Origin of the sequence: Amycolatopsis sp. M39 (assembly GCF_001651785.1) — a bacterium.
Lineage (GTDB): Bacteria > Actinomycetota > Actinomycetes > Mycobacteriales > Pseudonocardiaceae > Amycolatopsis > Amycolatopsis rubida.
In genome coordinates, this window is sequence record NZ_LWSF01000004.1 from 360,557 (window position 1) to 384,407 (window position 23,851).

General features: G+C 70.5%; 17 protein-coding genes and 1 pseudogene. 2 read left to right on the forward strand and 16 right to left on the reverse strand.

What is annotated here, in order from left to right; genetic code table 11:
- Window positions 1-254: 254 nt before the first annotated feature.
- The 12 genes and pseudogenes from A4R44_RS12270 to A4R44_RS12325 all read right to left on the reverse strand — a co-directional run bounded on the left by A4R44_RS12270 (window position 255) and on the right by A4R44_RS12325 (window position 18,600).
- On the reverse strand, window positions 255-1,442 hold the full coding sequence (locus A4R44_RS12270) for a phosphotransferase (protein WP_067579333.1): 1,188 nt from the start codon (window positions 1,440-1,442) through the stop codon (window positions 255-257).
- Window positions 1,443-1,511: 69 nt separating this feature from the next.
- Entirely contained in the window at window positions 1,512-2,453 is a 942-nt protein-coding gene (locus A4R44_RS12275) for a DUF389 domain-containing protein (RefSeq protein WP_067579335.1), read from the reverse strand.
- Between the two features lie 52 nt (window positions 2,454-2,505).
- The gene (gene aspS, locus A4R44_RS12280) at window positions 2,506-4,302 is read right to left on the reverse strand and encodes an aspartate--tRNA ligase (protein ID WP_067579336.1); all 1,797 of its coding nucleotides are present in this window, start codon (window positions 4,300-4,302) and stop codon (window positions 2,506-2,508) included.
- 1,190 nt (window positions 4,303-5,492) lie between these two features.
- Window positions 5,493-7,427, reverse strand: coding sequence for an intein-containing Rv2578c family radical SAM protein (locus A4R44_RS12285; RefSeq protein WP_198545259.1), 1,935 nt, complete (start codon window positions 7,425-7,427; stop codon window positions 5,493-5,495).
- 76 nt (window positions 7,428-7,503) lie between these two features.
- A complete protein-coding gene (gene sthA, locus A4R44_RS12290) occupies window positions 7,504-8,934 on the reverse strand; it encodes a Si-specific NAD(P)(+) transhydrogenase (RefSeq protein WP_067579338.1) in 1,431 nt (476 codons plus the stop codon).
- 22 nt (window positions 8,935-8,956) lie between these two features.
- Window positions 8,957-10,261, reverse strand: a complete 1,305-nt coding sequence (locus A4R44_RS12295; RefSeq protein ID WP_067579340.1) for a glutamine synthetase — start codon at window positions 10,259-10,261, stop codon at window positions 8,957-8,959.
- Entirely contained in the window at window positions 10,258-12,051 is a 1,794-nt protein-coding gene (locus A4R44_RS12300; RefSeq protein WP_067579342.1) for an IucA/IucC family siderophore biosynthesis protein, read from the reverse strand. The genes A4R44_RS12295 and A4R44_RS12300 overlap by 4 nt, the downstream gene beginning before the upstream one ends.
- Window positions 12,048-13,340, reverse strand: a complete 1,293-nt coding sequence (locus A4R44_RS12305; protein ID WP_067579344.1) for a lysine N(6)-hydroxylase/L-ornithine N(5)-oxygenase family protein — start codon at window positions 13,338-13,340, stop codon at window positions 12,048-12,050. The genes A4R44_RS12300 and A4R44_RS12305 overlap by 4 nt, the downstream gene beginning before the upstream one ends.
- On the reverse strand, window positions 13,337-14,830 hold the full coding sequence (locus A4R44_RS12310) for an aminotransferase class I/II-fold pyridoxal phosphate-dependent enzyme (protein ID WP_067579346.1): 1,494 nt from the start codon (window positions 14,828-14,830) through the stop codon (window positions 13,337-13,339). The genes A4R44_RS12305 and A4R44_RS12310 overlap by 4 nt, the downstream gene beginning before the upstream one ends.
- A 174-nt stretch (window positions 14,831-15,004) precedes the next feature.
- A pseudogene (locus A4R44_RS12315) lies at window positions 15,005-15,622 on the reverse strand (LLM class flavin-dependent oxidoreductase).
- Complete coding sequence (locus A4R44_RS12320; protein ID WP_067580152.1) at window positions 15,622-17,724, reverse strand: prolyl oligopeptidase family serine peptidase; 2,103 nt, start codon at window positions 17,722-17,724, stop codon at window positions 15,622-15,624. The pseudogene A4R44_RS12315 and the gene A4R44_RS12320 overlap by 1 nt, the downstream one beginning before the upstream one ends.
- 21 nt (window positions 17,725-17,745) lie before the next feature.
- Complete coding sequence (locus A4R44_RS12325; protein ID WP_067579348.1) at window positions 17,746-18,600, reverse strand: PPK2 family polyphosphate kinase; 855 nt, start codon at window positions 18,598-18,600, stop codon at window positions 17,746-17,748.
- 185 nt (window positions 18,601-18,785) lie between these two features.
- Between A4R44_RS12325 and rocD the strand changes: the two genes are divergently transcribed.
- On the forward strand, window positions 18,786-20,024 hold the full coding sequence (rocD, locus tag A4R44_RS12330) for an ornithine--oxo-acid transaminase (RefSeq protein ID WP_067579350.1): 1,239 nt from the start codon (window positions 18,786-18,788) through the stop codon (window positions 20,022-20,024).
- Between the two features lie 33 nt (window positions 20,025-20,057).
- Here rocD and A4R44_RS12335 read toward each other — a convergent pair whose 3' ends face one another.
- The 3 genes from A4R44_RS12335 to A4R44_RS12345 all read right to left on the reverse strand — a co-directional run bounded on the left by A4R44_RS12335 (window position 20,058) and on the right by A4R44_RS12345 (window position 23,171).
- Complete coding sequence (locus A4R44_RS12335; RefSeq protein ID WP_067579352.1) at window positions 20,058-21,536, reverse strand: hypothetical protein; 1,479 nt, start codon at window positions 21,534-21,536, stop codon at window positions 20,058-20,060.
- Window positions 21,537-21,598: 62 nt separating this feature from the next.
- Window positions 21,599-21,949, reverse strand: coding sequence for a hypothetical protein (locus A4R44_RS12340; RefSeq protein ID WP_067579353.1), 351 nt, complete (start codon window positions 21,947-21,949; stop codon window positions 21,599-21,601).
- Window positions 21,950-22,193: 244 nt separating this feature from the next.
- Window positions 22,194-23,171, reverse strand: coding sequence for a serine hydrolase domain-containing protein (locus A4R44_RS12345; RefSeq protein ID WP_067579355.1), 978 nt, complete (start codon window positions 23,169-23,171; stop codon window positions 22,194-22,196).
- Here A4R44_RS12345 and A4R44_RS12350 point away from each other — a divergent pair.
- Window positions 23,119-23,700, forward strand: a complete 582-nt coding sequence (locus tag A4R44_RS12350; protein WP_067579357.1) for a phosphatase PAP2 family protein — start codon at window positions 23,119-23,121, stop codon at window positions 23,698-23,700. The two genes, A4R44_RS12345 and A4R44_RS12350, sit on opposite strands and share 53 nt — an antisense overlap.
- Here A4R44_RS12350 and A4R44_RS50225 read toward each other — a convergent pair.
- Window positions 23,642-23,851 (reverse strand): cell division protein ZapE (locus A4R44_RS50225; RefSeq protein ID WP_232791580.1); only part of this gene is annotated, 210 nt, incomplete at its 5' end. The genes A4R44_RS12350 and A4R44_RS50225 overlap by 59 nt on opposite strands.

A 23,851-nucleotide genomic window follows, 5' to 3' on the forward strand; every position in this document is an offset into this window, starting at 1 on the left:
TGGGGCACCCCGAAGCCCTGAGTGTGCTGACGGCTCGGGGGTGGGTGCCTCGATGGTGGGGTGCGTCGGCTGCGGTGGGTGCGAGGGGGTGTGCGCGGGTTCTCGTGCGCGGAGCGTGCTGGGCGTGGTGGCGGCGAGGACACGCCCAATGCCACATTGGGCCGCATCCCGGCGGCGGGTCGTGAGGGGAACCCTGAGGGAATCAGAGTCAATGAGGGTGGCCCTCGCCGACAGCGGGCGGGGCGACCGAGGGGTCAGCGGAAGGCTGGGTAGAAAGCCAGGTCGGCGTGCGGGCCCAGGCGGGCGGCCAGGGCGGCGGCGACTCTGGTGGAGTGTTCGGCGACCTCGGTCAGGCGCGAGTAGCCGGCGTGCCTTGCCAGTTCGCGCCACCACGTGACCAGGGCGGCCTCGCGGCTGACGGGGGTGGCGTGCCTGCTCAGGTTCAGGTGCGGGAGCAGGTCGCGGGTGATTTGCCAGACTTGCAGCATTTCGCTGATGGTGAGTTGCTTCGCCAGCTCGACGTCGTCCGCGAAGGAGGGCCAGACGTCGACGATTTCGGCTCGCCAGGCGGCGATCATCGCCTCGCTCATGCCTGCGGGGAGGGCCATCGCGCGCGGGTCCGACACGAACGGCAGCCGCAGGCAGGAGGCGTCGACCAGTGCTGTTCGGACCCGGCCGCGTTCGAAGTCCAGGAAGCGGACTCCGGAACCGGTGACCAGGTTGTTTTCCGGGGCCAGTTCGACGGGGCTGAAGGCGCGGAAGGCGGCCGACCGGGCTTGGGCGACGGCTTCGGCGATGCGTTCGCGCACCGCCTCGGGGACGGGCACGTCCAGCAGTTCGGAGGTGAGTTCTTCGACGTCGTCGGCCAGGCCCGCCAGACCGTCGTTGTCGGTTCGCACCGGGCCGCCCAGGCGGCGCAGCAGGGCGTTGAAGTCGGCTTCGCGGCTGGCGGTGCTCGCGTGCAGGCGGCCCAGCGAACGCGCCCAGGACAGGAGTGCGCGCTCCGCTGCCCGGGAGTCGCGGGCGGCCAATTTGTCTTGCAGGGTGGGTGCGCGGCCCAGATCCTCGATCACCAGCACGCGGTCGCCGCCGTCGTGGGCCAGGAGTTCCGGGCACATCCGCTCGTCCGGAGCCAGTGCGGTGAACAGCTGGTAGCTCACGGCTTCCTGGGCGAACGGGTCGACCCGGCCGGGTTCCGGCGGGTCCGGATAGTGCTTGACCACCAGGGTGCGCGGCAGTGCGAAGGAGGAAGACACGACCCGTGCCCGGACGACCGTCGCCGGGCCGCTTCCGGCGAGGTGTTCGGGCGAGACCAGCGCGATCGCGCTCCCGAACCGGCGCGTGAGCACCGCCTCGCCCGCCGCGACGGCCGCGGCGACGGCGAGTTCCCCGGCTTCCGCCCGGACTCCGGCGTCGCCGGCGGAGGAGGTGTCGACTGTCATTGTCACCGACCCTACTCGTGACTGAGCAACCATGACCACAACGTTCCGGGCGCCGGGACGCGCCCGGAATCACCCACGGGAAAGCGGACGCAGCAACACGGCGGAACGTTGCTTGCGTCGGCGAACTATCAGCACAATGGCCGCAGCAAGAACGATTCCGAAGAGGTTGACCAGCAGCTGCAGCACCGAAAAACCGGCCCGGTCCCAGCGCCCGGCGACGGCCGCGACCATCGCGTAACCGGCCGCGGGCACCGTCGTCACCGAAATGAACACGCCGACGAGCGCGGCCGATTTCGCCGACGTCATCGCGAGCATTCCGGCCGCCCCGGCGAGCAATGCCACCACGAACGACGCGGGTCCGACCTGGTACACGAAATCGACCTGATGGTTATTGACGATCGCGTGCGGATCGAAAAGCCCGGCCGAGCTGCCGAGCAGCACGCCGAGCAGCGTGATCGCCATCGAGACCGGGAAACCGACGGCCAGCGCGACCCCCGCCCGGCGCACCAGGTCCCAGCGGCGCAGCACCGCGCCGGCCGCGATCGCGGCGAGCGGGCCGAACTCCGGCCCGACCACCATCGCACCGACGATCGTGACCGACGAGTCGGTCAGCACGCCGACCGCGGCGAGCAGGCACGCGATGGCGAGGAACGCCTGGAACGTGGCGTTCCACCGCGATTCCTCGCCGGTGCGGCCGAGCAGCTCCTGCCACACGACCGCGTCTGCGCCTTCGCCGGGAGCGGCTTCCTCGGCCGCGTCGGCGGCATCGGAAAGCGCTGTGTCCAGCGATTCCATGGTGATGCCGCCGCTGTGGTCGAGATCGAGCGTGCACAAGGCGTCGACGATGTCGTCGGCCGCCTCCCGCGCGATGTCCGCCTCGACGAGGTCGCCCTCGGGCGAGACGGACGCCCCGCGGTGCACGATCAGGTGCGCCGCGCCCGGATGGGTGCGCAGCAGCTCCAGCGTCTCGTCAGTGCGCTCCGGCGGGCAGATCGCCCTGAGGTGCAGCACTAGACCGCCCCGCCCCGCCGGCCGCCCTCGACGGACACGCCGCGCGTGGCCACTACTTCTCCTGCGCGGCAGCCGGTTTGCTCTGCGGGACAGCCGGTTTCGCGTCGATCCCGGCTTCCTTGCGCTGCTGCGCGGTGATCGGCGCGGGCGCGGCGGTGAGCGGGTCGTAGCCGCCGCCGGTCTTCGGGAACGCGATCACGTCGCGCAGCGAGTCGGCCTTGGCCAGCAGCATCACGATGCGGTCCCAGCCGAACGCGATGCCGCCGTGCGGGGGCGCGCCGAACTGGAACGCCTCAAGCAGGAAGCCGAACTTCTCCTGCGCTTCCTCCTCGCCGAGGCCCATCAGCGCGAACACGCGCTTCTGGACGTCCTCGCGGTGGATACGGATCGAGCCGCCGCCGATCTCGTTGCCGTTGCAGACGAGGTCGTAGGCGTAGGCGAGCGCGTTGCCCGGGTCCTGCTCGAACTTGTCGATCCACTCCGGAGTCGGCGAGGTGAACGCGTGGTGCACAGCCGTCCACTTGCCGGAGCCGACCGCGACGTCGTCGCCGATGTCCTCGACCGGCGCGAACAGCGGCGCGTCCACGACCCACACGAACGACCAGGCGTCCTCGTCGATCAGGCCGAGCTTGCGGCCGATCTCGTCGCGCGCGGCGCCGAGCAGCGGCTGAGCGGCGGAAACCTTGCCCGCGGCGAAGAAAATGCAGTCGCCGGGCTTCGCGCCCGCGGCTTCCGCGACGTTCGCGCGCTCGGTCTCGGACAGGTTCTTGGCGACCGGGCCGCCGAGCGTGCCGTCCTCGTTGACCAGGACGTACGCCAGGCCCTTCGCGCCGCGCTGCTTCGCCCACTCCTGCCAGGCGTCGAGCTGACGGCGCGGCTGCGAGGCGCCGCCCGCCATGACGACCGCGCCGACGTACGGGGCCTGGAACACGCGGAACGGCGTGTCGGAGAAGAAGTCGGTGAGCTCGGTGATTTCGAGGTCGAAGCGCAGGTCCGGCTTGTCGGAGCCGTACTTCGCCATCGACTCGCGGTAGGTGATCCGCGGGATCGGGGTGGTGATCTCGTGGCCGATCAGCTTCCACAGCGCCTTCACGATGGCCTCGCCGACCGCGATGACGTCGTCCTGCTCGACGAAGCTCATCTCGATGTCGAGCTGCGTGAACTCGGGCTGGCGGTCCGCGCGGAAGTCCTCGTCGCGGTAACAGCGGGCGATCTGGAAGTAGCGTTCCATGCCGCCGACCATGAGCAGCTGCTTGAACAGCTGCGGCGACTGCGGGAGCGCGTACCAGGAACCCGGCTTGAGCCGCGCGGGCACGAGGAAGTCGCGGGCGCCTTCCGGGGTGGAGCGGGTCATCGTCGGCGTCTCGATCTCGACGAAGTCCTGCGCGTGCAGCACCTCGCGCGCGACGCGGCTGACCTCGCTGCGCAGCCGGATCGCGGCCGCCGGGCCGCTGCGGCGCAGGTCGAGGTAGCGGTACTTGAGCCGGACCTCCTCGCCGACGTCGACCCGGTCGTCGATCGGGAACGGCAGCGGAGCGGCCTCCGACAGCACGACGAGTTCGGTGGCCAGGACCTCGATCTCACCGGTGGGAATGTCCGGGTTCGCGTTGCCCTCGGGCCGCTGCGACACCTCGCCGACGACCTTCACGCAGAACTCCGACCGCAGCGCGTGCGCGCGCTCGGCCATCTCGCCCTCGCGGAACACGACCTGCGCGACGCCGCTGGCGTCCCGGAGATCGATGAAGATGACTCCGCCGTGATCGCGCCGCCGCGCCACCCAGCCGGTGAGGGTGACGGTCTGACCGGCCTGCCCGGCACGCAGAGTGCCGGCTTGATGAGTGCGGAGCACTGCGACTGCTCTCCCTAGGTCCACGAGATTCGGGTGCGGCGGGTGTGCGGGGTTGAGCCGAACACGCATTTCGCCGGATACAGAGGCTAACGAACTCGACGCCCGGGGGTGCGGGCAGGTTTGGGTCGGGGCGGTTCGGGCGGATGACGAGGGCGGGATTCGGCCCGGTGGGGATGCTGGGGCTGGGCGCGGTTCTGGTTGGCAGGCCAAGGCGAGAGGGTGAAGTTCCCTGGGCCTGGTGCCCGCTTGATCGGATGGCCCAGGTTGGCCGGAGCGGCAGCGCCGCGGGAGCGAGCCGGGCAGGCCCGGCCGGCGGCGAGACTCCCCGGGCCAGCAAGCCTTTGACCGGGAGGGCTCGGGTTCGCGGGCCGGCAGGGCTGCTTCGCGGGCCGGCAGGGCTGCTTCGCGGGGTGGCAGGGCTGCTTCGCGGGGTGGCAGGGCTGCNGGGCTGCTTCGCGGGGTGGCAGGGCTGCTTCGCGGGGTGGCAGGGCTGCTTCGCGGGGTGGCAGGGCTGCGAGGTCAGGGCTGGATGGCAGGCTCAAAGCGAGAGGCGAGGCTCCCTGGAACCAGCCTGCAATGGCACGGACAGCTCGGGTGTGCAGGCGTGCAGGCGCTTCGGGCATGCAGGCCGCTTCGAGCACGCAGGCGCTTCAGGCGCGCAGGCGTGCGGGCGCTTCAGGCGTGCGGGCGCTTCAGGCGCGCAGGCGTGCGGGCGCTTCAGGCGTGCGGGCGCCGGAGTGCCGAGCGAAACGCCAATACCGCCAATAGCAGGGGGCGGCGCAGGCTGGTCGGGACGCTGGCGCTGGAGTTCAGACGGGTGCGGACGGGACAGGTGAGCGGACTCGCCTGACGAGGCACGGATCGTGCGGTTCACCGCAATCCGCCGCCCAGGCCGGACCGGAGCATGCGGTTCACCGCAATCCGCGCCCAGGCCGGACCGGAGCATGCGGTTCACCGTGATCGGCGCCGCGGGCGAGACCCGCCACGCCGTTCACCGCGATCGGCGGGCGAGCCGCCCCGGGCCTGCCCGCCCGAAGCAGGGATCGTTCGGGCAGCCTTCCTCCCCGTCCTTGATCGCGGCGGAGGCTCCGTTCCACCAGGTCACGGCATTACCGGATATCCCGCACGCGGCGGGTCAGCTCTTCTTCGTCCGGCAGTGCGACCCGCAATCGATCGTCGAGACCGGCGTGTCACAGCAGCCGCAACTGTTCCGCCTCCTCCGCTCGTTGTTCCGGCACCTCAGGGCCCGTCTCCCCTGGCGGGTCCGGTTCCGTCCGGGTTTCCGAGTGCGCCCTGGGGGCCCGAGGGTCCAGACCGTGCCGCCGAAGCAACGGGCCTACCACTGTGGCCAGTCGTTCCCGGTAGCCGTGGTCGACGTAGCTTCCTCGGGCGTACAAGCGGCGGTAACGCGGTGCCAGCTCGGGATACTCGCGCTTCAGCCACGCGGCGAACCACTCCCGCGCGCCCGGCCGGAGGTGCAGCGGCAGGACCGTCACCCTGGTCGCCCCGGCTTCGGCGAGTTGGGCGAAGAGCGGGTCCAAAGCCTCGGGCGAATCGGTCAGGTACGGCAGCACCGGCGCGACCATCACCGAGCACGGCAGACCCGCGGCCGCGGCTTTGCGGATCAGGTCCAGGCGGGCACGCGGGGCCGGGGTGCCGGGTTCCAGGCGGCGTTGCAGGTCGCCGTCCAGCAACGCCAGCGACACTGCCAGGTGGACTGGGACGTCCTTGCCCACCGACTCCAGCAGGGGCAGGTCCCGGCTCAGCATGGTGCCTTTGGTGAGGATCGACAGCGGGGTGCCGGAGCCGGCGAGGGCGCGGATGATTCCGGGCATCAACCGATAGCGGCCTTCGACCCGCTGGTACGGGTCGGTGTTCGTGCCCATGGCGACCGGTTCTCGTCGCCAGCTCGGTCGTTTCACTTGTGCGGCCAGCACTTCCGGCGCGTTGACCTTGACCACGACCTGGGTGTCGAAGTCCCGGCCGGCGTCGAAATCCAGGTACGTGTGGGTGTTCCGGGCGAAGCAGTTGTGCGACACCATCCCGTCGGCGACGAAATCGCCGGTGCCCGTCGTGATGTCGAACAGCGGCAGCTCCAGCCCCATCGGCGCGACGCTCGTGACTGTGCGCCGGACGCCGCCGATCACAGTGCCGTCCAGGGAGCGTTTCCATTCGACGGCCGGGTCGACCAGGTGCAGAAACCGCAGCACTTCGCCGGTGCCGCCGGTGAGGCGGGCCTGCCTGCGGCCGGGGTGCTGGCGGTGGCCGACGGTGTCGTAGCTGAACGAGAACCGGTCCAGCGCGGCGAACAGCATGTCCACTACCTCGTTCTCGTCGTGCGCGATGGAGAGCGTGCCGCGCCGGTAGCCGCCCGCCAGGTCGAAGAGTCCGGCCAGGAAGCCGCGCGCCCAGTGGGCGTCCGGCTCGCGCGGGATCCGCATGAAGCCCACTGACGAACCGAAGTCCGGCAGGTACGCCAGTGCTCGTGCGGCGGCGTCCGGTTCCGCGGCGAAACCGCCCGAGCGCAGCATTCCGCACAGGTATCCGGCGCGGTAGCCGAGCGTGTCGTCCGGCGTGCGCGTGAACCGGCCGCCGCCGACCAGTTCGGTGCCGGGTTCCAGGTGCGGCCGTTGCGCGGTGCCGAGTTTGCTGCCGGTGACGTATTTCCAGCCGCGCGAGCTGAGGAACCGGTGGTCCGGTCCGGCGACGATCCGGGTGCCGTCGTCGAGCGTGACGCGGTACGCCGGGCGCACCGTGGTCCAGTGCGCGAGCACCTCGGTGGGCACGAGCCTGCGCGCGACGCCGTGTCCGCGCGTGCCCATGATCCGGTCGCCCGCGCGCAGCTCGGCGATCGGCTTCGCGCGGCCGTCCGCCATCAGCACCGGCGTGTCGCCTTCGAGGCAATACGTGCACGCGTGCGAACACCCGCGATACGGATTGACCGACCACCGGAACGGCACCGCGGACGATTCGGGCACCCGGTTCAGCACGGACCGGGCGCGCACCTCGTGAAAGGTGACGCCGCCGAACTCCGGCGCGCGCACCGAGCGCACCACATCCCCGAAGGCACCGAGACCGGGGAGTGCCGGCTCCTCCTTCCCCGCTCGCAACTGTTCCCAACGCACCTCTACAGTCGAACACACGTTCTAAAGCACTGTCAAACATATGTTCGAACACCCCTCGAACGAGCGAGGCGGAAGCTCAGCCGGCGAACCGCTCCAGCGCACGGATCTTGTTCGTCGCGTCGAGGGCCGCGACCTTGTACGCCTCGGACAGTGTCGGGTAGTTGAAGACCGCGTCCACCAGGTAGTCCACCGTCCCGCCGCAGCCCATCACCGCCTGGCCGATGTGGACGAGATCGGTCGCGCCGGTGCCGAAGACGTGCACTCCCAGCAACTTCCGGTCCGCCGTCGACACCAGCAGCTTCAACATCCCGTAGCTGTCCCCCGAAATCTGGCCGCGCGCCAGCTCCCGATAGCGCGCGATACCGACCTCGTAGGGCACCGAGGACGACGTCAGCTGCGCCTCGGTCGCGCCGACGTAAGAGATCTCCGGGATCGTGTAGATCCCGATCGGCTGCAACGCGCCGATGTCGTTCGCCGGTTCGCCGAACGCGTGGTACGCGGCGAGCCTGCCCTGGTCCATCGACGTCGCCGCGAGCGCCGGGAATCCGATCACGTCGCCGACCGCGTACACGTGCTCGACCGACGTCCGGTAGTGCTCGTCGACCTCCAGCCTGCCGCGCTTGTCCGCGTTGAGGCCCGCGTTCTCCAGCGCCAGCGCACCGGTCATGCCCTGCCGCCCGGCCGAGTACATCACCGCGTCCGCCGGGATCCGCTTGCCGCTGACCAGGGTCGTGACGGTGGCGTCGGCGGAGACCGCGACGTTCGCGACCTTCTCCCCGAACCGGAACGTGACGCCGAGGTCGCGCAGCTGGAACTTCAGCGATTCCACGATCTCCGGATCGCAGAAGTCGAGCATCTGGTCGCGCTGCTCGACCACCGTCACCCGGGAACCGAGCGCGGCGAACATCGACGCGTACTCGATCCCGATCACCCCCGCGCCCACCACGACCAGCGAAGACGGGATCGTCTCCATCGCCAGGATCTCGTCGGAGTCGAGCACGCGCGCGGCGTCGAAGTCGACGTGGTCCGGGCGCGCGGGACGGGTGCCGGTCGCGATCACGACGTGCTCGCCGGTGATGGTGCGCCGGTCGCCGCGGTGTTTGCCGTCGACCAGGACGGTGTGCGGATCGGCGAACGAACCGACGCCGCCGATCAGATCGATGTGGTTGCGCAGCAGCTGCGCGCGCACCACCTGCACCTCGCGCCCGATGACGTGCTGCGTGCGCGCCATCAGGTCCGCGATGGTGATGTCCTGTTTCACCCGGTAGCTCGCGCCGTACAGCTCGCGCTGGTTCATCCCGGTCAGATACAGCACGGCTTCGCGCAGCGTCTTGGACGGAATGGTGCCCGTGTTGACGCACACGCCGCCGACCATGTCGTGCCGGTCGACGACGGCGACTTTCTTCCCCAGTTTCGCCGCCGCGATGGCGGCTTTCTGCCCTCCCGGGCCCGAGCCGATGACGATGAGGTCGTACTCGTATTCGCTCACGGCCCCGAGCCTGCGCATCAGCGCCGGTCAGCGCAAGTCCTCACGAGCGCAAGGCGCCCCGCCGCCGGTGCAGATCGGTCACCGAGCCGAGCGCGGCGTCGAGTTCCTCGCGCAGCAACGCGGCCTGCTGCGCGGCGACGTCCTCCCCCAGCAACTCTGCGGCCCGCCCCCTTTCGAGCAGCTCCAGCGCCTCCCACGGCGACGACGCCAGCTGTCCGCACAGAGCGCCCGCGTCCGGCGGCGACAGCTGTTCTGCCAGGCCCGCGGTACCGGCGGCGATCAGCGCGGCGACGACGAGATGCGGCTGGGCGTCCGCGCCCGCGAAGCGGAACTCCAGCCGCGACGTCCCGCACAACCGGATCGAGGCCGTCCGGTCGTCCGGCCCCCACCGCAGTTCACGCGGCGAGAACGGAGCGGTGCGCAGCCGGACATAGCTGTTCCAGGTCGGAGCCCACACCGCGGACAACGCTCGCGCGTCCCGCAGCACTCCGGCCAGAAAAGCCCCCAGCGCGAGCGGAAACCCGGCTGGTCCGTCCGAAGCGGACAGGGACAGGTGAACGTGGCATGAATTCCCCTGACCGGGTTCCGGTGCGGCGAGGTAGTCGGCTCGCCCGCCGTGCCGGGCGGCCACCCGCCGGGTCACCATCTGCAGCAGCAACGCGTCATCGCAGGCCGCGAGCGCGTCGCGATGCCGCAGGACGACCTCGTACTGGCCCGGGTGACACTCCGCCCGCGCCGATTCCACGCCGAGACCGGCCGTCGCGGACCGCAGATCCGCCAGCAGCGGCGCGAGGCGTTCGGTGCCGCCGAGGGCATAGTCCACGCCATGACCGGTGAGCGGTTCCTCTGCCGAACTACGGAAAACCACCTCGTGCTCGATCCCGATCGACGGAACCAGCCCGTGCTCTTCCAGCCGCGCCAGCTGCGTCCGCACCACTGTCCGCGGCGCCAGCCCAGCCGGTTCGCCGGACGGGAGCTCCGCGTCCCCGACCACCGCCCACGTCTGGTCGCCGAGACGAAAAGCCGTCGCCGCGTCAAGCCGCACGCGCAGGTCGCCGAACCCGCCGAGATACGGCTTCAGCGCGTCGACCTCCGGCAGCGGCTCGCGCTCCGGCGTCCAGGCGAAGACGTAGCTGCACACGCCGTATCCGCTGTCCAGCACCTCGGCGGCGAACGGCGCGGCCAGCTCGACCGCCGCGAACCGCGCGTGCGGATCGGGCACCAAAAGCACCAGCCGAGCGCCGTCCTCGGCCAGCACTCGACGCAGCACCTCGGCCGCGGCCGAGCCCGCTTCGGCGCGCACGGCCAGCGACCGCGGCCCGACCGGACGGTCGAACGGGCTCACCAGGCACCGTCCGGATCGGGCGCGTGCAGCGGATTGGGCACGCGGCCCCAGCGAACGTCGAACTCGTCGTCGCGTTCCACCTTGTCGAAGCCCTGTCCGGCGAGATGCTCCCGGTTGAGCGTGACCCGCTCGACGTCCGGCGCGAACAACCGGCAGGCGTCGAATCGCTCGGCCACCTCGGAGTTTTCGTCGCGGTAGCGGCCGACGACCTCGCGCACCAGCGCCCAGAAGCCGCCGCGCGCCAGCCCGAGATCGTCCAGCAGGAGTTCCGCCCAGAACCGCAGCTGCCCGGAGAAAACCGAGCTGAACAGCGACTGCGCGAGCAGATGCGCGGGCCAGCGCAGCATGTCGGCGGCGGCGTCCGGCGGAAGGTCCGCGTAGCAGGGCAGTTCCTCGTCCAGCAGGTCGACGCCCTGCGCGAAGTCCTTGATCGCGATGCGCAGCGGGCGGCCGTCCGCGTCCACCACGAGCACGAGGTTCTGGCCGTGCGGGCAGAATCCGACGCCGTACTGGAGCAGCCAGTGCAGCAACGGGGTGAGCAGCAGGTCGAACAACCGCGACAACCACGCCTCCGCACCGCCGCCGGACTGCGTGATCAGCCTGGTCAGCACGGTCTCGCCAGCGGCATCGCGATACGGCAGCGCGGCGAACGAGATCGCCTGTTCCCCCTCGGCGAGCCGGGCGACGAGCGGCTCACGCCACAGCGCGCCGAGCGTTTCGTGGAACCGGTACGGCAGCTCCTCCAGCGAGCCGAACAGCGGATGCCGGATCGAAACGCTCGCGACCTCGCCGAGCAGCTCGAAGCGGTACTTCCCGGACAGCAGCGGGTCGGCCGCGTCGATCCCGCGCAGCCATTCGGTGACCGACGGCCCGGCGAGCGTCGCCGCGGAGTTCAGGCCGCGGTACACGAGCGTGTTTCGCACGGAGACAGCGGTTTTCACGTCGTGGCGGTCCGGCCGGGAGCGGTTGGCCAGCGTCCGGACTGTCTGATGTGGACGGTAGACGTCGCGGCTCTCCCCCAGTTCGGCCATCCGGCCGGTCGCCAGTTCGGCGGCGTACAGCGTGCCGATGATCTCGTCGGCCTGCCAAGGATGCACCGGCACCCAGACGTAGTCGGCGGGAGCGCCGAGCTGTGCCGTGCGGGCGGTGAACTCGGCGCGGGTCTGATCGTCCAGCTCGTCGCGCAGCAGGGTTTCCGCGTCGAGCCCGGCCACGCTGCGGAACTGTGCGAGATCGCGGTGCACGGCGTACCAGCGCAGCCGGATGTCCGCTCCGGATTCGGGTGCGTAACGGGCACGGTCGCGGGCGGAAAACCCGACGCGGCCCTTGTTGAGGACCAGCCGGGGGTGGCCGGTGAGATGACCGTCGGCGAGGTTGTAGTCCGTCGTGGACAGTGCGGCGGCGGTCGGTGCGCGGCGCAACCGGGTTGCCTCGTTGGCGACCGTCGAGGTCAGCTCGGCGAGGACGTCCGCCAATCGCAAGCCAGTGAGACCCAGCCGTTCGCGTGCGTCGACGACCAACGCGCGCGGATCGTCCGCCGGGGCTTCCACGCCGCCAGCGATCCGGATCGCGCTGCCGGGCCGCACTGTCCACGACTCGAACGCGCCTCGGCGTGCTTCGAAACGGTACGAAACGCCGTCGGGCAGGTCGAGTTGCCAGCCGCGGTGTCCGGCCCGCGTCGGTTCGCCGGGCTCCGGCACCAGCATCGCTTCGTAGGACAACTCGCCGAGCATTTTGTGCGTGACGAGCGAGCCCGCGGCCCGCCAAGCAGCGTCGTCGGTCAGGGTCACAGGTCCTCCGTCTGGTCGAGGCCGAACGTGGTGAACGCTGTCCGTCCGGGCAGGTCGTACACCGGTTTTCCGCATACCGCGTTGAGAATCGCCGCCGCCCGCCACGCACCGAGCCCGAGATCCGGCGCGCCGGGACCGTGCGTGTGCCGTTCCGCGTTCTGCACGAACAACGGACCCGGCACGTCGAGTTCGACCCGATAGCCGGCACCGATCACGAGCCGCCCCCGCGCATCGCGGCGGACCGCTTCGCCGAGTCCCCGCAGCAACGGCCCGGTCGGCGTTTCGGCATAGCCGGTGGCAGCCACCACGGCGGTCGTCCGGTGCGGCGCGGTCGTTCCTTGCTGGACATGCCGCAGCCCCAGCTCGATCCCGTCGCCGACCGTCGCGGACACCACCTCGACGCCCGGCGTCAGCGCCGCGCCCGGCCAGCCGCCGCCGATGCTCCGGCGGTACAGCTCGTCGTGGATCTCCGCCATCGTCTCGGCGTCGATCCCTTGGTACAGCTGCCATTGCGCCGGGAGAAGCTTGTCCCGGACCGCTTCGGGAAGGCCGTGGAAGTACGCGGTGTAGTCCGGAGTGAACTGCTCCAGGCCGAGCTTCGAGTACTCCATCGGCGCGAACGCGGGCGTCCGCGCGAGCCACCGCAGACCGTCCACAGCGGATCGCGCACGCAGCAGGTCGAGAAACACCTCAGCGCCCGACTGACCTGAGCCGACCACGGTCACCGAATCCGCAGCGATCAGCTCCGGCCGATGCGTGAGGTAGTCCGCGGAATGCAGCGCGAGCACATCGGACGCAGACACCAAGGGCCGCAACGGTTCCGGCACGTTCGGCTGAGTGCCGACGCCGAGCACGACCGCCGTCGCCAGCACCGGTTCCACACCATCGACGGTCAGCTCGAACGCCTCTTCACGGTCGATCCAGCGCAAGCCGGTGACCTCGTGCCCGAACCGGCACGACGGCAGCCTGGACGCGGCCCAGCGGCCGTAGTCGTCGTACTCGGCGCGCGGCGGATGGAACCGCTCAGCGAAGTAGAACGGCAGCAACCGGCCGCGTTCGCGCAGGTAGTTGAGGAACGAATGGCGGTTGGTCGGGTCGACGAGCGTCACCAGGTCGGCGAGGAACGGCACCTGCAGCGTCGCGCCGTCCAGGAGCAGCCCGGGGTGCCAGCGGAACTCGGGACGGGCGTCGAACAGCACCACCTCCAGCTGGTCGAGCGGATCCGCCAGCGCTGCCAGCGACAGGTTGAACGGCCCGATCCCGACCCCGGCGACGTCGTAGCGCCTCACGACGCGACCGGGCTTTCCCGGGTGACGCTCGTGCGCAGGTCAGCCGCGACCGCGGCCACCGCGTCGAGCAGCGCGCGGTAGTCGGCGGGTGTGGTGTGCGGGTGCAGAAGGGTGAGTTTGAGCCACAGCTGCGCCTCGCCGTCCGGTCCGGTCGGCAGCGCGCCGCGACCGATCACCGCGGTGCCGCCCTCCAGAAGCGTGCGGCGCACCTGCGCGACCAGGTCGTCTCCGGCCGTTCCCGGCAGTTCGTCGGCCGCCACCGGGCGGAAGACCACTGTGGACAGTTCAGGCGCGCCCCACGACCGCAGCGCCGGATGGTCTTCGACCAGCACGTGCACGCCGGAAGCGTTGGCACAACAGCGTTCCACGAGCGCACCAATCCCCGAAACGCCGAGCGCGCGCAGCGTGACCGCCATCCGGAACGCGTCCGGACGCCGGGACGTGCGCAGCGAACGGCCGAGCAAATCGGGCAGTCCCGCTTCGGTGTCGTCGTCGGCGTTGAGGTACTCGGCGCGGACGGTGAGCGCCTGCAGATCGGTCTCCCCGCGCGCGGCGAAGACGCCGGCGGCGACCGGTTGCCAGCCGAATTTGTGCAGGTCAAGCGCGACCGAATCGGCTAGCTCCAGCCCGGCGACGCGGGAGCGGAGGGTTTCGCTGCAGAGCGCGAGACCGCCGTACGCCGCGTCGACGTGCAGACGCGCTCCGGTCCGGCGGCAGATTTCGGCGATCTCCGGCAACGGGTCGATCCGGCCGGTGTTGGTGGTGCCTGCGGTGGCGACGACCACGGCCTGCGCACCAAGGGGCGCCAACGCCTCGGCCAAGGCGGACGGGACCATGCGGTCGTCCACGCACGGCACTACGACCGGCGCGGGCAGTCCGAGCAGCCATGCGGCGCGAGCGACACTGTGGTGCGAATTCGCTCCGCAAACCGGTCGTGTGACAGCGGATTCCCGGGCGAGCAGGAGGCCGAGGAGGTTGGATTCGGTGCCGCCGGAGGTGATGACGGCGTCCGGGCGGGTGGCGTCCGGGTAGCAGAGCCGGGCGATCCCGGTGGTGAACTCGCGCTCGATCTCGCTCGCGACCGGGGCCTGGTCCCAGGAGTCCATGGACGGGTTCAGCGCGGCGGCGACGACGTCAGCGGCCACGGAAAGGGCCAGCGGCGGGCAGTGCAGGTGCGCGGCGCACGCCGGATCGGCCGGATCGGCGGATCCGGCGGCGAGCAGGGCGGAAAGCTCTTCCAGGGCTTGTTCGGCGCCCACTCCGTGCCGAGGGAGCCCGTCGGCGGACTGGGTGCGGGCGAGGGTCGCCGCCACCGCGGCCGGGCCGCCCGCCGGGACCGGACCGCCGCGTTCGGCCGTGCCCGCCGCCATCCCGCGCAGCGCCGCCGGAAGCAGCTGGGCCAGCCGGTCCGCACCGCCGGAGCCACCCGCGAGCCACTCCGCCGAAGCGACACCGGACGAGGCCGTCGGCGCTGAGGGCGCATCCGCCATGGAGCCGCCTTTCTTAGGGTAACCTTGCCTTACCCTGAGCAACAATACGGACACCCACCGGCACGCCGCGAGCGGGGCCACATCCCGGCGAAACCGCAGGCCAGAGCGGATGCCCGCGCGAAAGACGGCCGGTGCTCCCCGTTACGGGGAGCACCGGCCGTTGCGAGGAAGGGGTCAGCGCGGCGGAGCGAGACCGCGCACCTGCTCGAAGACGTCGCCGCCGGTCGGCAGCACCGGCGTGGTCAGCCCGTTGTCCACATAGGACCGCACCTGCTCACGGCACGATTCGACGCGGCCGCCGCGGCCTCGGTGGGACACACGAAAATCCGGGCCGACGACCTCGTGTACCTTCGGCACGCCCGAAGCGGCGAGCCAGTTCGTGCTCGCTCCGTCTGTCTCTTCCGCAGCCAGCCGCAGCATGCCCGGCCGCAGCGCCGCCAGCATGATCGACGGCACCGGATCGGCCGCTCGCGCCAAGCGGAACTTGCTGACCGAGAACGTCTCGTACTCCCCGGTCACCTTCTCCCCCGCCAACGCCGAACGCAGGAACCGCACTGTGTCGCGGATGCGCCTGGCTTGAGCCAAGGGGTGGTTCCGACCGGACCGAAACGCGGGATCGCGTCGGCGTGCCGGCTCTAAGGCGATCCCGCCGCGACGGCGAAACTGGCACGATCAAAACACAGCCAGCGCGAGCGGCGCGTCGGCACTCCAGACGGCGGTGCACCCGAGATCCGGCAGCTGTTCGACGAGCGGGACGCCGGTGAGCGGGATCGTCAACCCCCAGCGGGACATCAGCGCTCCTTCCCGAGGGCGGCCAGTTCCCGGTGGATCCACTCGACCTGGGTGCGCATGAGGTTCTCCGCGACCTCCTCGGCCTGCGGCGTCATGTGCGTAGCGCCTGCGAGCGGCAGGAAGCCGTGCGCGCGGCCCTTCGCCAGCAACGCCGAGGAAAGCCGGAGCGCGTGCGCCGGGAAGACGTTGTCGTCGGCCAGGCCGTGCACGATCAGCAGCGCCCGCTCAAGCGAACCGGCACTCGCGATGAGCGAGTTGTGCTCGTAGCTTTCCGGTTCGTCGTCCGGCTTGCCGAGGTAACGCTCGGTGTAGTGGGTGTCGTACAGCGACCAGTCGGTGACCGGCGCGCCCGCGACCGCCGCGTGGAACACGTCCGGCCGCCGCAGCACGGCGAGCGCGGACAGGTAGCCGCCGTAGGACCAGCCGCGGATCGCGACCCGCTCCAGGTCCAGCTCGGGATACGCGGCGGCGGCCGCGTGCAGGGCGTCGACCTGGTCGGCCAGCGTGACGTCGGCGAGCTTGCCCGCGATCTCCTTCTCCCACGCGGGTCCGCGGCCGGGCGACCCGCGGCCGTCCGCGACCAGCACGGCGAAACCCTGGTCGGCGAGCCACTGCGGGGTCAGGAAAGCGTTGCGGCTCTGAAGAACCCGCTGCGCGTGCGGGCCGCCGTACGGGTCGAGCAGGACGGGCAGCTTGCCCTCGCCGGGCTCGTATCCTCGCGGCAGCACCAAAGCCGCGCGCAGCCGCCGTTCGCCGAGTGTGAGCCAGGTCAGGTTCGGCACGATCTCCGGGTCCACAGTGGACGATTCGATCAAACCCGCCTCGACGCCGTCTCGCAGCACGACCACTCGCGGCCCGCTGTGGTCGAGACTCCACGAGGAAAGCACCGTGAGAGCCGCACTGCCCGAACCGACGTGCACGCCGTCCGTTGTGGACAGTCGACGCACCGTGCCGCCTTCGGTGCGGTACAGGTGGATCTGCGTCGGGTCGTCGTCCGAAGCGGTGAAAAGGATTTCGTCGCCGACGTGCAGCACCATCCGCAGCTGCATGCCCGGCGGCGTGACCGGTTCGCCGTCCACCACGAGCCGGTGATCGCCGTCCGCCGCGCTTTCCACCATCAGCTTGCCGTCCGCGGTCCACGCGGGCACGCCCTGGAAGATCTCGACCCAGTGCTCGTCGGTCTCGGTGTGCACCTCGGCGACCGAACCGTCGGACGGGTCCAACGCGAGCACGGTCAGCCGCTTCTGGTCCCGCGGCTGCACGGCCAGCAGCGGCTGCCCGCCCGCCGACCAGTGCACGGTGACCAGGTACTCCCAGTCGCCTGGTGCCACGTCGACGCGGCTGCCGTCCAGGCTCAGCACAGCGAGCGACACCTCGGCGTTCGGCGAGCCCGCCGACGGGTACGCCACGACGTTGGCCGGCTGCTGCGGGTTCGCCGGGTCGCCGATCGTCCAGCGCGGCACCGGTCCGCGGTCCGCGCGCTCCACGATCACGCTGCGCCCGTCCGGCGCCCACCAGTAGCCGCGGGTGCGATCCATCTCCTCGCCCGCGATGAACTCCGCGAGACCCCAGGTGACGTCCTCGTCCTCCTCGCCGACGAGCACGCGGTCCTCTCCGGTCGACAGCTCGATCACGTGCAGCCGGCGCTCGCGCACGTACGCGACGTGCGTGCCGGTCGGATTCGGCCGCGGGTCGATCACGGAGCCGTCGACCAGGATGCGCGTCTCGCCGGTCGCCAGGTCGAGCGTGTACAGCTTGCCCGACAGCGTGAACGTGACGACGGTGAACGCGTCGTCGACGCCGAAGGCCACCACGCCGCCGCCGGTCTCCCGGGCCCGTTCGCGGCGCGCCCGCTCTTCCGGCGGCAGGTCCTCGTCGCCGGACACCAGCTCGGCGGCGTCGATCAGCTTCGTCTCCTCGCCGGTCGCGAGGTCGAACGACCACAGGCTGTGCCGCGGGTCGGTGCCGGTGGCGCTGCGCAGGAACAGCACCCGCGAACCGTCCGGGGCGACCCGGAACTGCTTGGGCGCGCCGAGCGTGAACCGCTGGGTGCGGGCCTGCTGGCGGAGGAACGGAACATCGTCGAGTGCGAAATCGGTCACGACCAGCACTCTTTCAGATGCTCAGCCGGACACGCCAACACCCTGCAGCGCGGCTCGCTGCTCTTCGACGTCATACGCGGGTTCCGGGAACTGCGGGTCCAGGTCGGTCAATGTCTCCACCAGCAGCTCGGCGACCGCCCAATTCCGGTACCACTTGCGGTCGGCGGGTACGACGTACCACGGAGCGTGCGCGGTCGACGTGCGCTTCAACACGTCGGCGTACGCCTTCTGGTACGCAGACCACTGCCGGCGCGCCTCGATGTCCGACGGGTCGAACTTCCAGCGCTTCTCCGGCCGGTCCAGCCGCGCGGTGAGCCGGCGGAGCTGCTCCTCCGGCGAGATGTGCAGGAACACCTTCACCACGGCAGTGCCGTTGTCGGTCAGCTCCTTCTCGAACGCGTTGATCTGCGTGTAGCGCTTCCGTCGCTCGGCCGCGGGAAGCTGGCCGAGCACGCGCGGCACGAGCACGTCCTCGTAATGCGAGCGGTCGAACACGCCCAGGTGGCCCGGCGACGGGAGCTTCTTGCGGATGCGCCACAGGAAGTCGTGCTTGAGCTCGGCGGCCGTCGGCTTCTTGAACCCGGCGTACTGCACACCCATCGGATTCACTAGGCCGAGCACGTGCCCGACGGTGCCGCCCTTGCCGGAGGTGTCCATACCCTGCAACACCAACAGCACGCTGCGGGTGCCGCCGCCGATGCCCTCCGCGTACAACGCTTCCTGCAACCCGGCGAGCCGTTCCCCGGCGGACTCGAGTTTCTTGCCGCCTTTCGCCTTCTTTTCCGGCCCCACGGGCGACGAAGCCGGGTCCGGCAGCTCGTCGCCCGCCCGGAGCGCGTCGCGGACCCGGTTTCCGTTCTGCTGCTTCTTCGCCATCCCGGGACGATAACCGGAGGGGCCGGCGAACCCGGGGACTTCTCCCCCCGGTCCGGCCGGGTGTCATCCGGTCGAGCGAGCGGCGCAGCGAATCGCCGGCAAGACCCCTCGATTGCGCAACGAACGACGGGGGAAAGCAACGTTTCCCGGCTGAACTCCCCGCGAACGGCCTCTAGCCTGAACGCATGACAGCGTCCGTCCAGCCTGCCGGCACCGCGCGTCCCACCTCCTCCGACGGCTTCATCGCGCTCGACGAGCAATGGAGCACGCACAACTACCATCCGCTGCCGGTCGTGATCGCCGAAGCCGAGGGCGCTTCGGTGACCGACGTGGCCGGCAAGTCCTATCTGGACTTCCTGGCCGGATACTCCGCGCTCAACTTCGGCCACCGCAACCCCGAGCTGATCGCCGCCGCGACCGAGCAGCTGGGCCGGGTCACGCTCACCTCCCGCGCGTTCCACCACGACCAGCTCGGCCTGTTCTGCCGCGAGCTGGCCGAGCTGACCGGCACCGAAATGGTGCTGCCGATGAACTCCGGGGCCGAAGCCGTGGAGTCCGCGGTGAAGGTCGCGCGCAAGTGGGCGTACCAGGTCAAGGGCGTTCCGGCGGGCACGGCGGAAATCGTGGTCGCGGCGTCGAACTTCCACGGCCGCACCACCACCATCGTCTCGTTCTCCGACGACGAAACCGCGCGCGCCGACTACGGCCCCTTCACGCCGGGCTTCGTCCAGGTGCCTTACGGCGACGCGGAAGCGTTGAAAGCAGCCATCACGCCGCGCACCGCCGCCGTGCTGATGGAGCCGATCCAGGGCGAGGCAGGCGTCGTCGTGCCGCCCGAAGGGTTCTTCGCCGCAGTGCGACGGCTGTGCGACGAGAACAACGTGCTGATGATCGCCGACGAAATCCAGTCCGGTCTCGCACGCACCGGCACAGTGCTGGCGCTGGAACACGAAGGCGTCCGCGCTGACCTGTACACGCTGGGCAAGGCCCTCGGCGGCGGCATCGTCCCGGTGTCCGCAGTGGTCGGCAGCCGTGCCGTTCTGGGCGTGCTGAAGCCGGGCGAACACGGTTCGACCTTCGGCGGCAACCCGTTGGCTTGCGCGGTCGGCCGCGCCGTGGTGCGGATGCTGCAGACCGGCGAGTACCAGAAGCGGTCCACCGAACTCGGCGCGCACCTGCACGAGCGGCTCGCGAAGCTGGTCGGCGACGGCGTGTCGGAGGTCCGCGGACGGGGTCTGTGGGCTGGCGTCGACATCGCGCCGGGCGGTCCGACCGGACGGGCGGCGTCCGAGGCTCTGGCCGGGTTGGGCTTGCTGTGCAAGGAAACGCACGACCGCACGCTGCGCGTCGCGCCGCCGCTGGTGATCACCGAAGCCGAACTGGACCGCGGCGTCGACGCGATCGCCCAGGTCGTACGCGGCTGACCTGCTCGGTGACCGCCGTTTTCCGGGCGGCGGTCACCGGGTGGGCAGCACCGCGACGGTCGACCCGTCCGGCGAAGCAGTCACCTCGATACCGCGACCGTACTCGTCCTCGACGGACGTGGTCAGGCTCCACGTTCCGTCGTTCTCCCTGAGTGCGACCGAAACCTTGTCGCGCGGGAAGCCGGGCATGCGCTCGTTCACCTTCGCGAGAATCGCGGGCAGCGCTTTCGGCGACAGGTTCGACACCGCGAACAGCGGCGCGCCCGGATCCGGCTGGATCGGCGAGGGCCGGTGTTCGACGAGACGTCCGCGATACCAGTCGTAGTCGTCCGAAGTGCCCGGACCTGGGCCGGGTACCTGGAACTCGACGTGGTCGGTCCGGATGATCGCCTCGTACGCTTCCTGGCGGCCGCTCAGCTTGGTCAGCAACTCGGCGACCTGCCGGAAACCGTTCTCCGTGAACGCGTCCGCAGTGAGCGCCGGCACGCCCTTCGCGTCCGCGACCAGCTGGCGGTCGCTGTCATTGGCCGACCGGACGGTCATCGTGATTCCGGCAGCCTCGCGGCGGATGCTCACGCGCGCGTCCGCCGGGTCTCCGCCGAAACTCGCGACGAGGCCGGGTATCGCGGCGAAGTTGACCTCGTTCGCGGAGAATTGCTTGTCGGGCTTGCCGGTACTGGTCGAGTCTCGTCTGACCGCGCCGCCGCGATAGCTGAGGTACGCGCCGGGAACGGTGGCGCGCACCTGGTCCGATTCCACCGTCAGGTCTTCGAAACGCTCGCTCTCCGCGGACAGTTTCGCCACGCCAGCACGCAAATCGTCCGCGGTGAACAAGTCCGGAGGGGAGAGCAGCTGGCCGAGAACGTCGGCACGGATCGGCACCAGCAGCGCCACCGCGACGACGACCGTGCTCACCACCGTCATCGCCAGCCGCCCGACGGCATTCCCCTGCCGCGCTTCGGGTTCCGGCGTGCGCTCCTCGCCAATGACCCCGGCCTGCCACGGCCGCTCAGTCCATTCCCGCGGCGGGTCGGCGTCCACCACGACCGTGCCGGGATACCGCGGACTGTGCTTGACCACGACGACCGTGCCCGGCTGATACGCCGCGGAACGCACCGGATGGATCAACTCCCGAGCCGTCGCCCGGTACGCGGTCTCGTTCGGTGGCGCGACGACCAGCTTCAATTCGGTCACGTAGGCGTCGTTGACCTGCGTTCCGGTCGTTTTCAGGCGTTCGATCTTGGCGAGCGCGCGGTCGCCGTGCCGCTGGACGAACCGCGTGCTCTGCGGGGACGCGGTCCCGTGCAGCGACCTGGCGATGCTGCCGAGGATCAGCGCCATGATGGTGAGGCTGATGCCGACCGACGCGGCCGCGACGTACCAGCCGTAATCGAGGACGAACCCGCCGACGACGCCCGCGATCGCGAGCCCGAGCGGCACCGCGTACACCAGCCGCAGGAACCGGATCAGCCGGAGCGCCGACGACCGCCGCGGTTCTGGTGAATTGAGCACAATGGGTGTTTACTGCACTCCGCGTGAAGACACCAGAGGTGACGCTCACACCGAGTTTCCGTTCAGGCCGAGGTCACCTCGACGCCGCTCAGCGCGTTGTTGTCCTGCCGCTGCCCGTCGCCGCTCGGCACGGCGGGTATGTCGTCGGCGCTGAGGCCGGACAGGTAGAGCCCGGCCTCGGCACCGGCTGCCGCGGACTGCCGTTTGCGGCGCGCCGTTTCGATCCTCGTCACCACGACCTGGCGGGCGCCGTCCGGCAGCCGCACCACGGCGTTCGCGCCGACCTGGACGGTGCCGTCGGTGACCGTGCCGGTGACCACGATTCCGCGCGTCGGGATCTGGTAGATCCCGGAGATCCGGAAGCGGAACGGGCCAGACGGGGTTTCGGCCGGACGGCGCGAGAACAGCGACATGGGACAAGCATCCCATCACGGCGGTTACCCGGCTCTCCCCGGCTGGCCGCCGCGGCCGGCCGGTCGTGTCCGGGAGAGGACCAGGTCGCGGAGAACTGCCGCCGCGGGTACCCGACAGCGATGCCGCCGCGCGGGTCCACGTCGGCCCCGGCGGACCCGTTGTGCCCGAACGCATTCGCACTGAGGAACGGATACCGCAACCCCTTCGCCGGAAATCCGAGCGCGTACTGACCCGCATCCCCCGTCACCAGGTCGCGGCCGGTGGAATGAAGCATCGCGAACTCACCGAACGTGCCGGGTTCGAGCAACGGCGGCCGTCCGTCCACACCGGACACCGCGGCCGCGTACAGCCCACGTGCGCTGCCATCCCCACCTGCGGAAACCTGCCCGAGCGCCCGCACCCGCCGGGTGTTGACGAACGCCACCTGATCCAGCGGCGGCGTCGAATCGAGCCCGTAGCCGGCCGCCCAGACTGTACGGGCTCGGAACGTAGGCCCGGGGAGGCGAGTTCCTCCGCGCTCGCCTCCCCGGGCAGCACCTCGCGGTACCGGCCTGCCCCGGGGCCGCCCGAGATACCGGTCCAAGCCGTACGGTTCCCTGATCCGCGTCTCGAAGTGCTCCTGCACCGACCGCCCGGTGTCCCGCCGGACCGCCGGACCGCCTCCGCGACGACGGAGAGCCCGGCGAATCCGCTGTAACCGCAAGCAGATCCCGGCCGCTGCCCAGCCAGCCGTCGCGCGATCACCCGATCGTCCGCAGCTTCTTCAGCGGACAGCCCGCCGTCTGCCCCGATCACGCCGGAACGATGGGTCAGCACGTCGCGCACGGTGGTTCCGCCCTTGCCCGCGGCGGCGAACTCCGACCACTGGCGCGCGACCAGCTCGTCCAGGTCCAGCACGAGCAACGCCACCACCAGCGTGGTCGCCCCCTTGGCCGAGGAATACATGCCGGTCAGCGTCTCCTCCGTGACTTCGCCCGCCCAGAGATCAACCACCGGCCGCCCAGGCACGCGGACCGCCAGCTGCACGCCCTCGCTCGCGAACTCCTCGTGGACCGCCTCGAAGCCATCCTCGACAGTCCCGTGGATTTCGATGTCCCCCGTTAGCCCGCCAATCAGTGTCGAAAAGGAGGACCCGCGCGCCGCCCTGAATGTGACTAGGCTTCGTCCCGTGACCGCCAGGCGGACTCTCGCCCTCTTCGCCGCGCTCTGCGCGCTCGCCACAGTCGTATTGGGACTGCTCGTCGCGCCCTACGCTCCCGGCACAGTGGACCGATGGGCCGAGAGGTCTGCCTCGACGCTGAGCCCGGGACTGCTGAACACGCTCGTGCTGCCCACCGAGCCGTACGTACTCATCCCGGCCGTCGTGGTCATCGCCGGAATCTGCCTCTATCGACGCAACCGACTGGACGCACTGCTTGCTGTGGCAGGCCCGTTCGTCGCCATCGCACTCAACAGCTGGGTGCTGAAACCCGCTTTCGACCGTTGGAAAGGGGGCACGCTCGTCTACCCGAGCGGCCACACCGTCAGCCTGGTAGCCGTGCTCGCCGTCGTAGTACTGCTGATCCGGTTCAAGGCAGTTGCTGTTGCGGTAGGCGCAGTGCTGGTCTGCTGCGCAGCCGTAGGCATGATCGGCCTCGGCTACCACTACCTGACCGATATTGCCGGCGGCGTCTGCTTCGCACCCGCAGTCGTCACCGCGATGCGGGCGGCGCTGTCACCGCGTCGCGCGCGAGAGCCGTCAACCGGCTGATAGCGCGCAGGTACTTCTTGCGGTAACCGCCGTTCAGCATCTCCTCGCCGAACAGCTCGGGCAGCGGCACGCCGGACACGACCACCGGAATCGCCCGGTCGTACAGCCGGTCCGCCAACGCGACCAGCCGAAGCCCGACCATCTGGTCCGG

Excerpts from the sequence above, each read along its gene's own strand:
- sthA (WP_067579338.1), bottom strand. The coding sequence starts at position 8,934 with ATGCGCAGGCTCGGGGCCGTGAGCGAATACGAGTACGACCTCATCGTC.
- A4R44_RS12310 (WP_067579346.1), bottom strand. The coding sequence starts at position 14,830 with ATGGCGGATGCGCCCTCAGCGCCGACGGCCTCGTCCGGTGTCGCTTCG.
- A4R44_RS12270 (WP_067579333.1), bottom strand. The coding sequence starts at position 1,442 with ATGACAGTCGACACCTCCTCCGCCGGCGACGCCGGAGTCCGGGCGGAA.
- A4R44_RS12340 (WP_067579353.1), bottom strand. The coding sequence starts at position 21,949 with ATGTCGCTGTTCTCGCGCCGTCCGGCCGAAACCCCGTCTGGCCCGTTC.
- rocD (WP_067579350.1), top strand. The coding sequence starts at position 18,786 with ATGACAGCGTCCGTCCAGCCTGCCGGCACCGCGCGTCCCACCTCCTCC.
- A4R44_RS12325 (WP_067579348.1), bottom strand. The coding sequence starts at position 18,600 with ATGGCGAAGAAGCAGCAGAACGGAAACCGGGTCCGCGACGCGCTCCGG.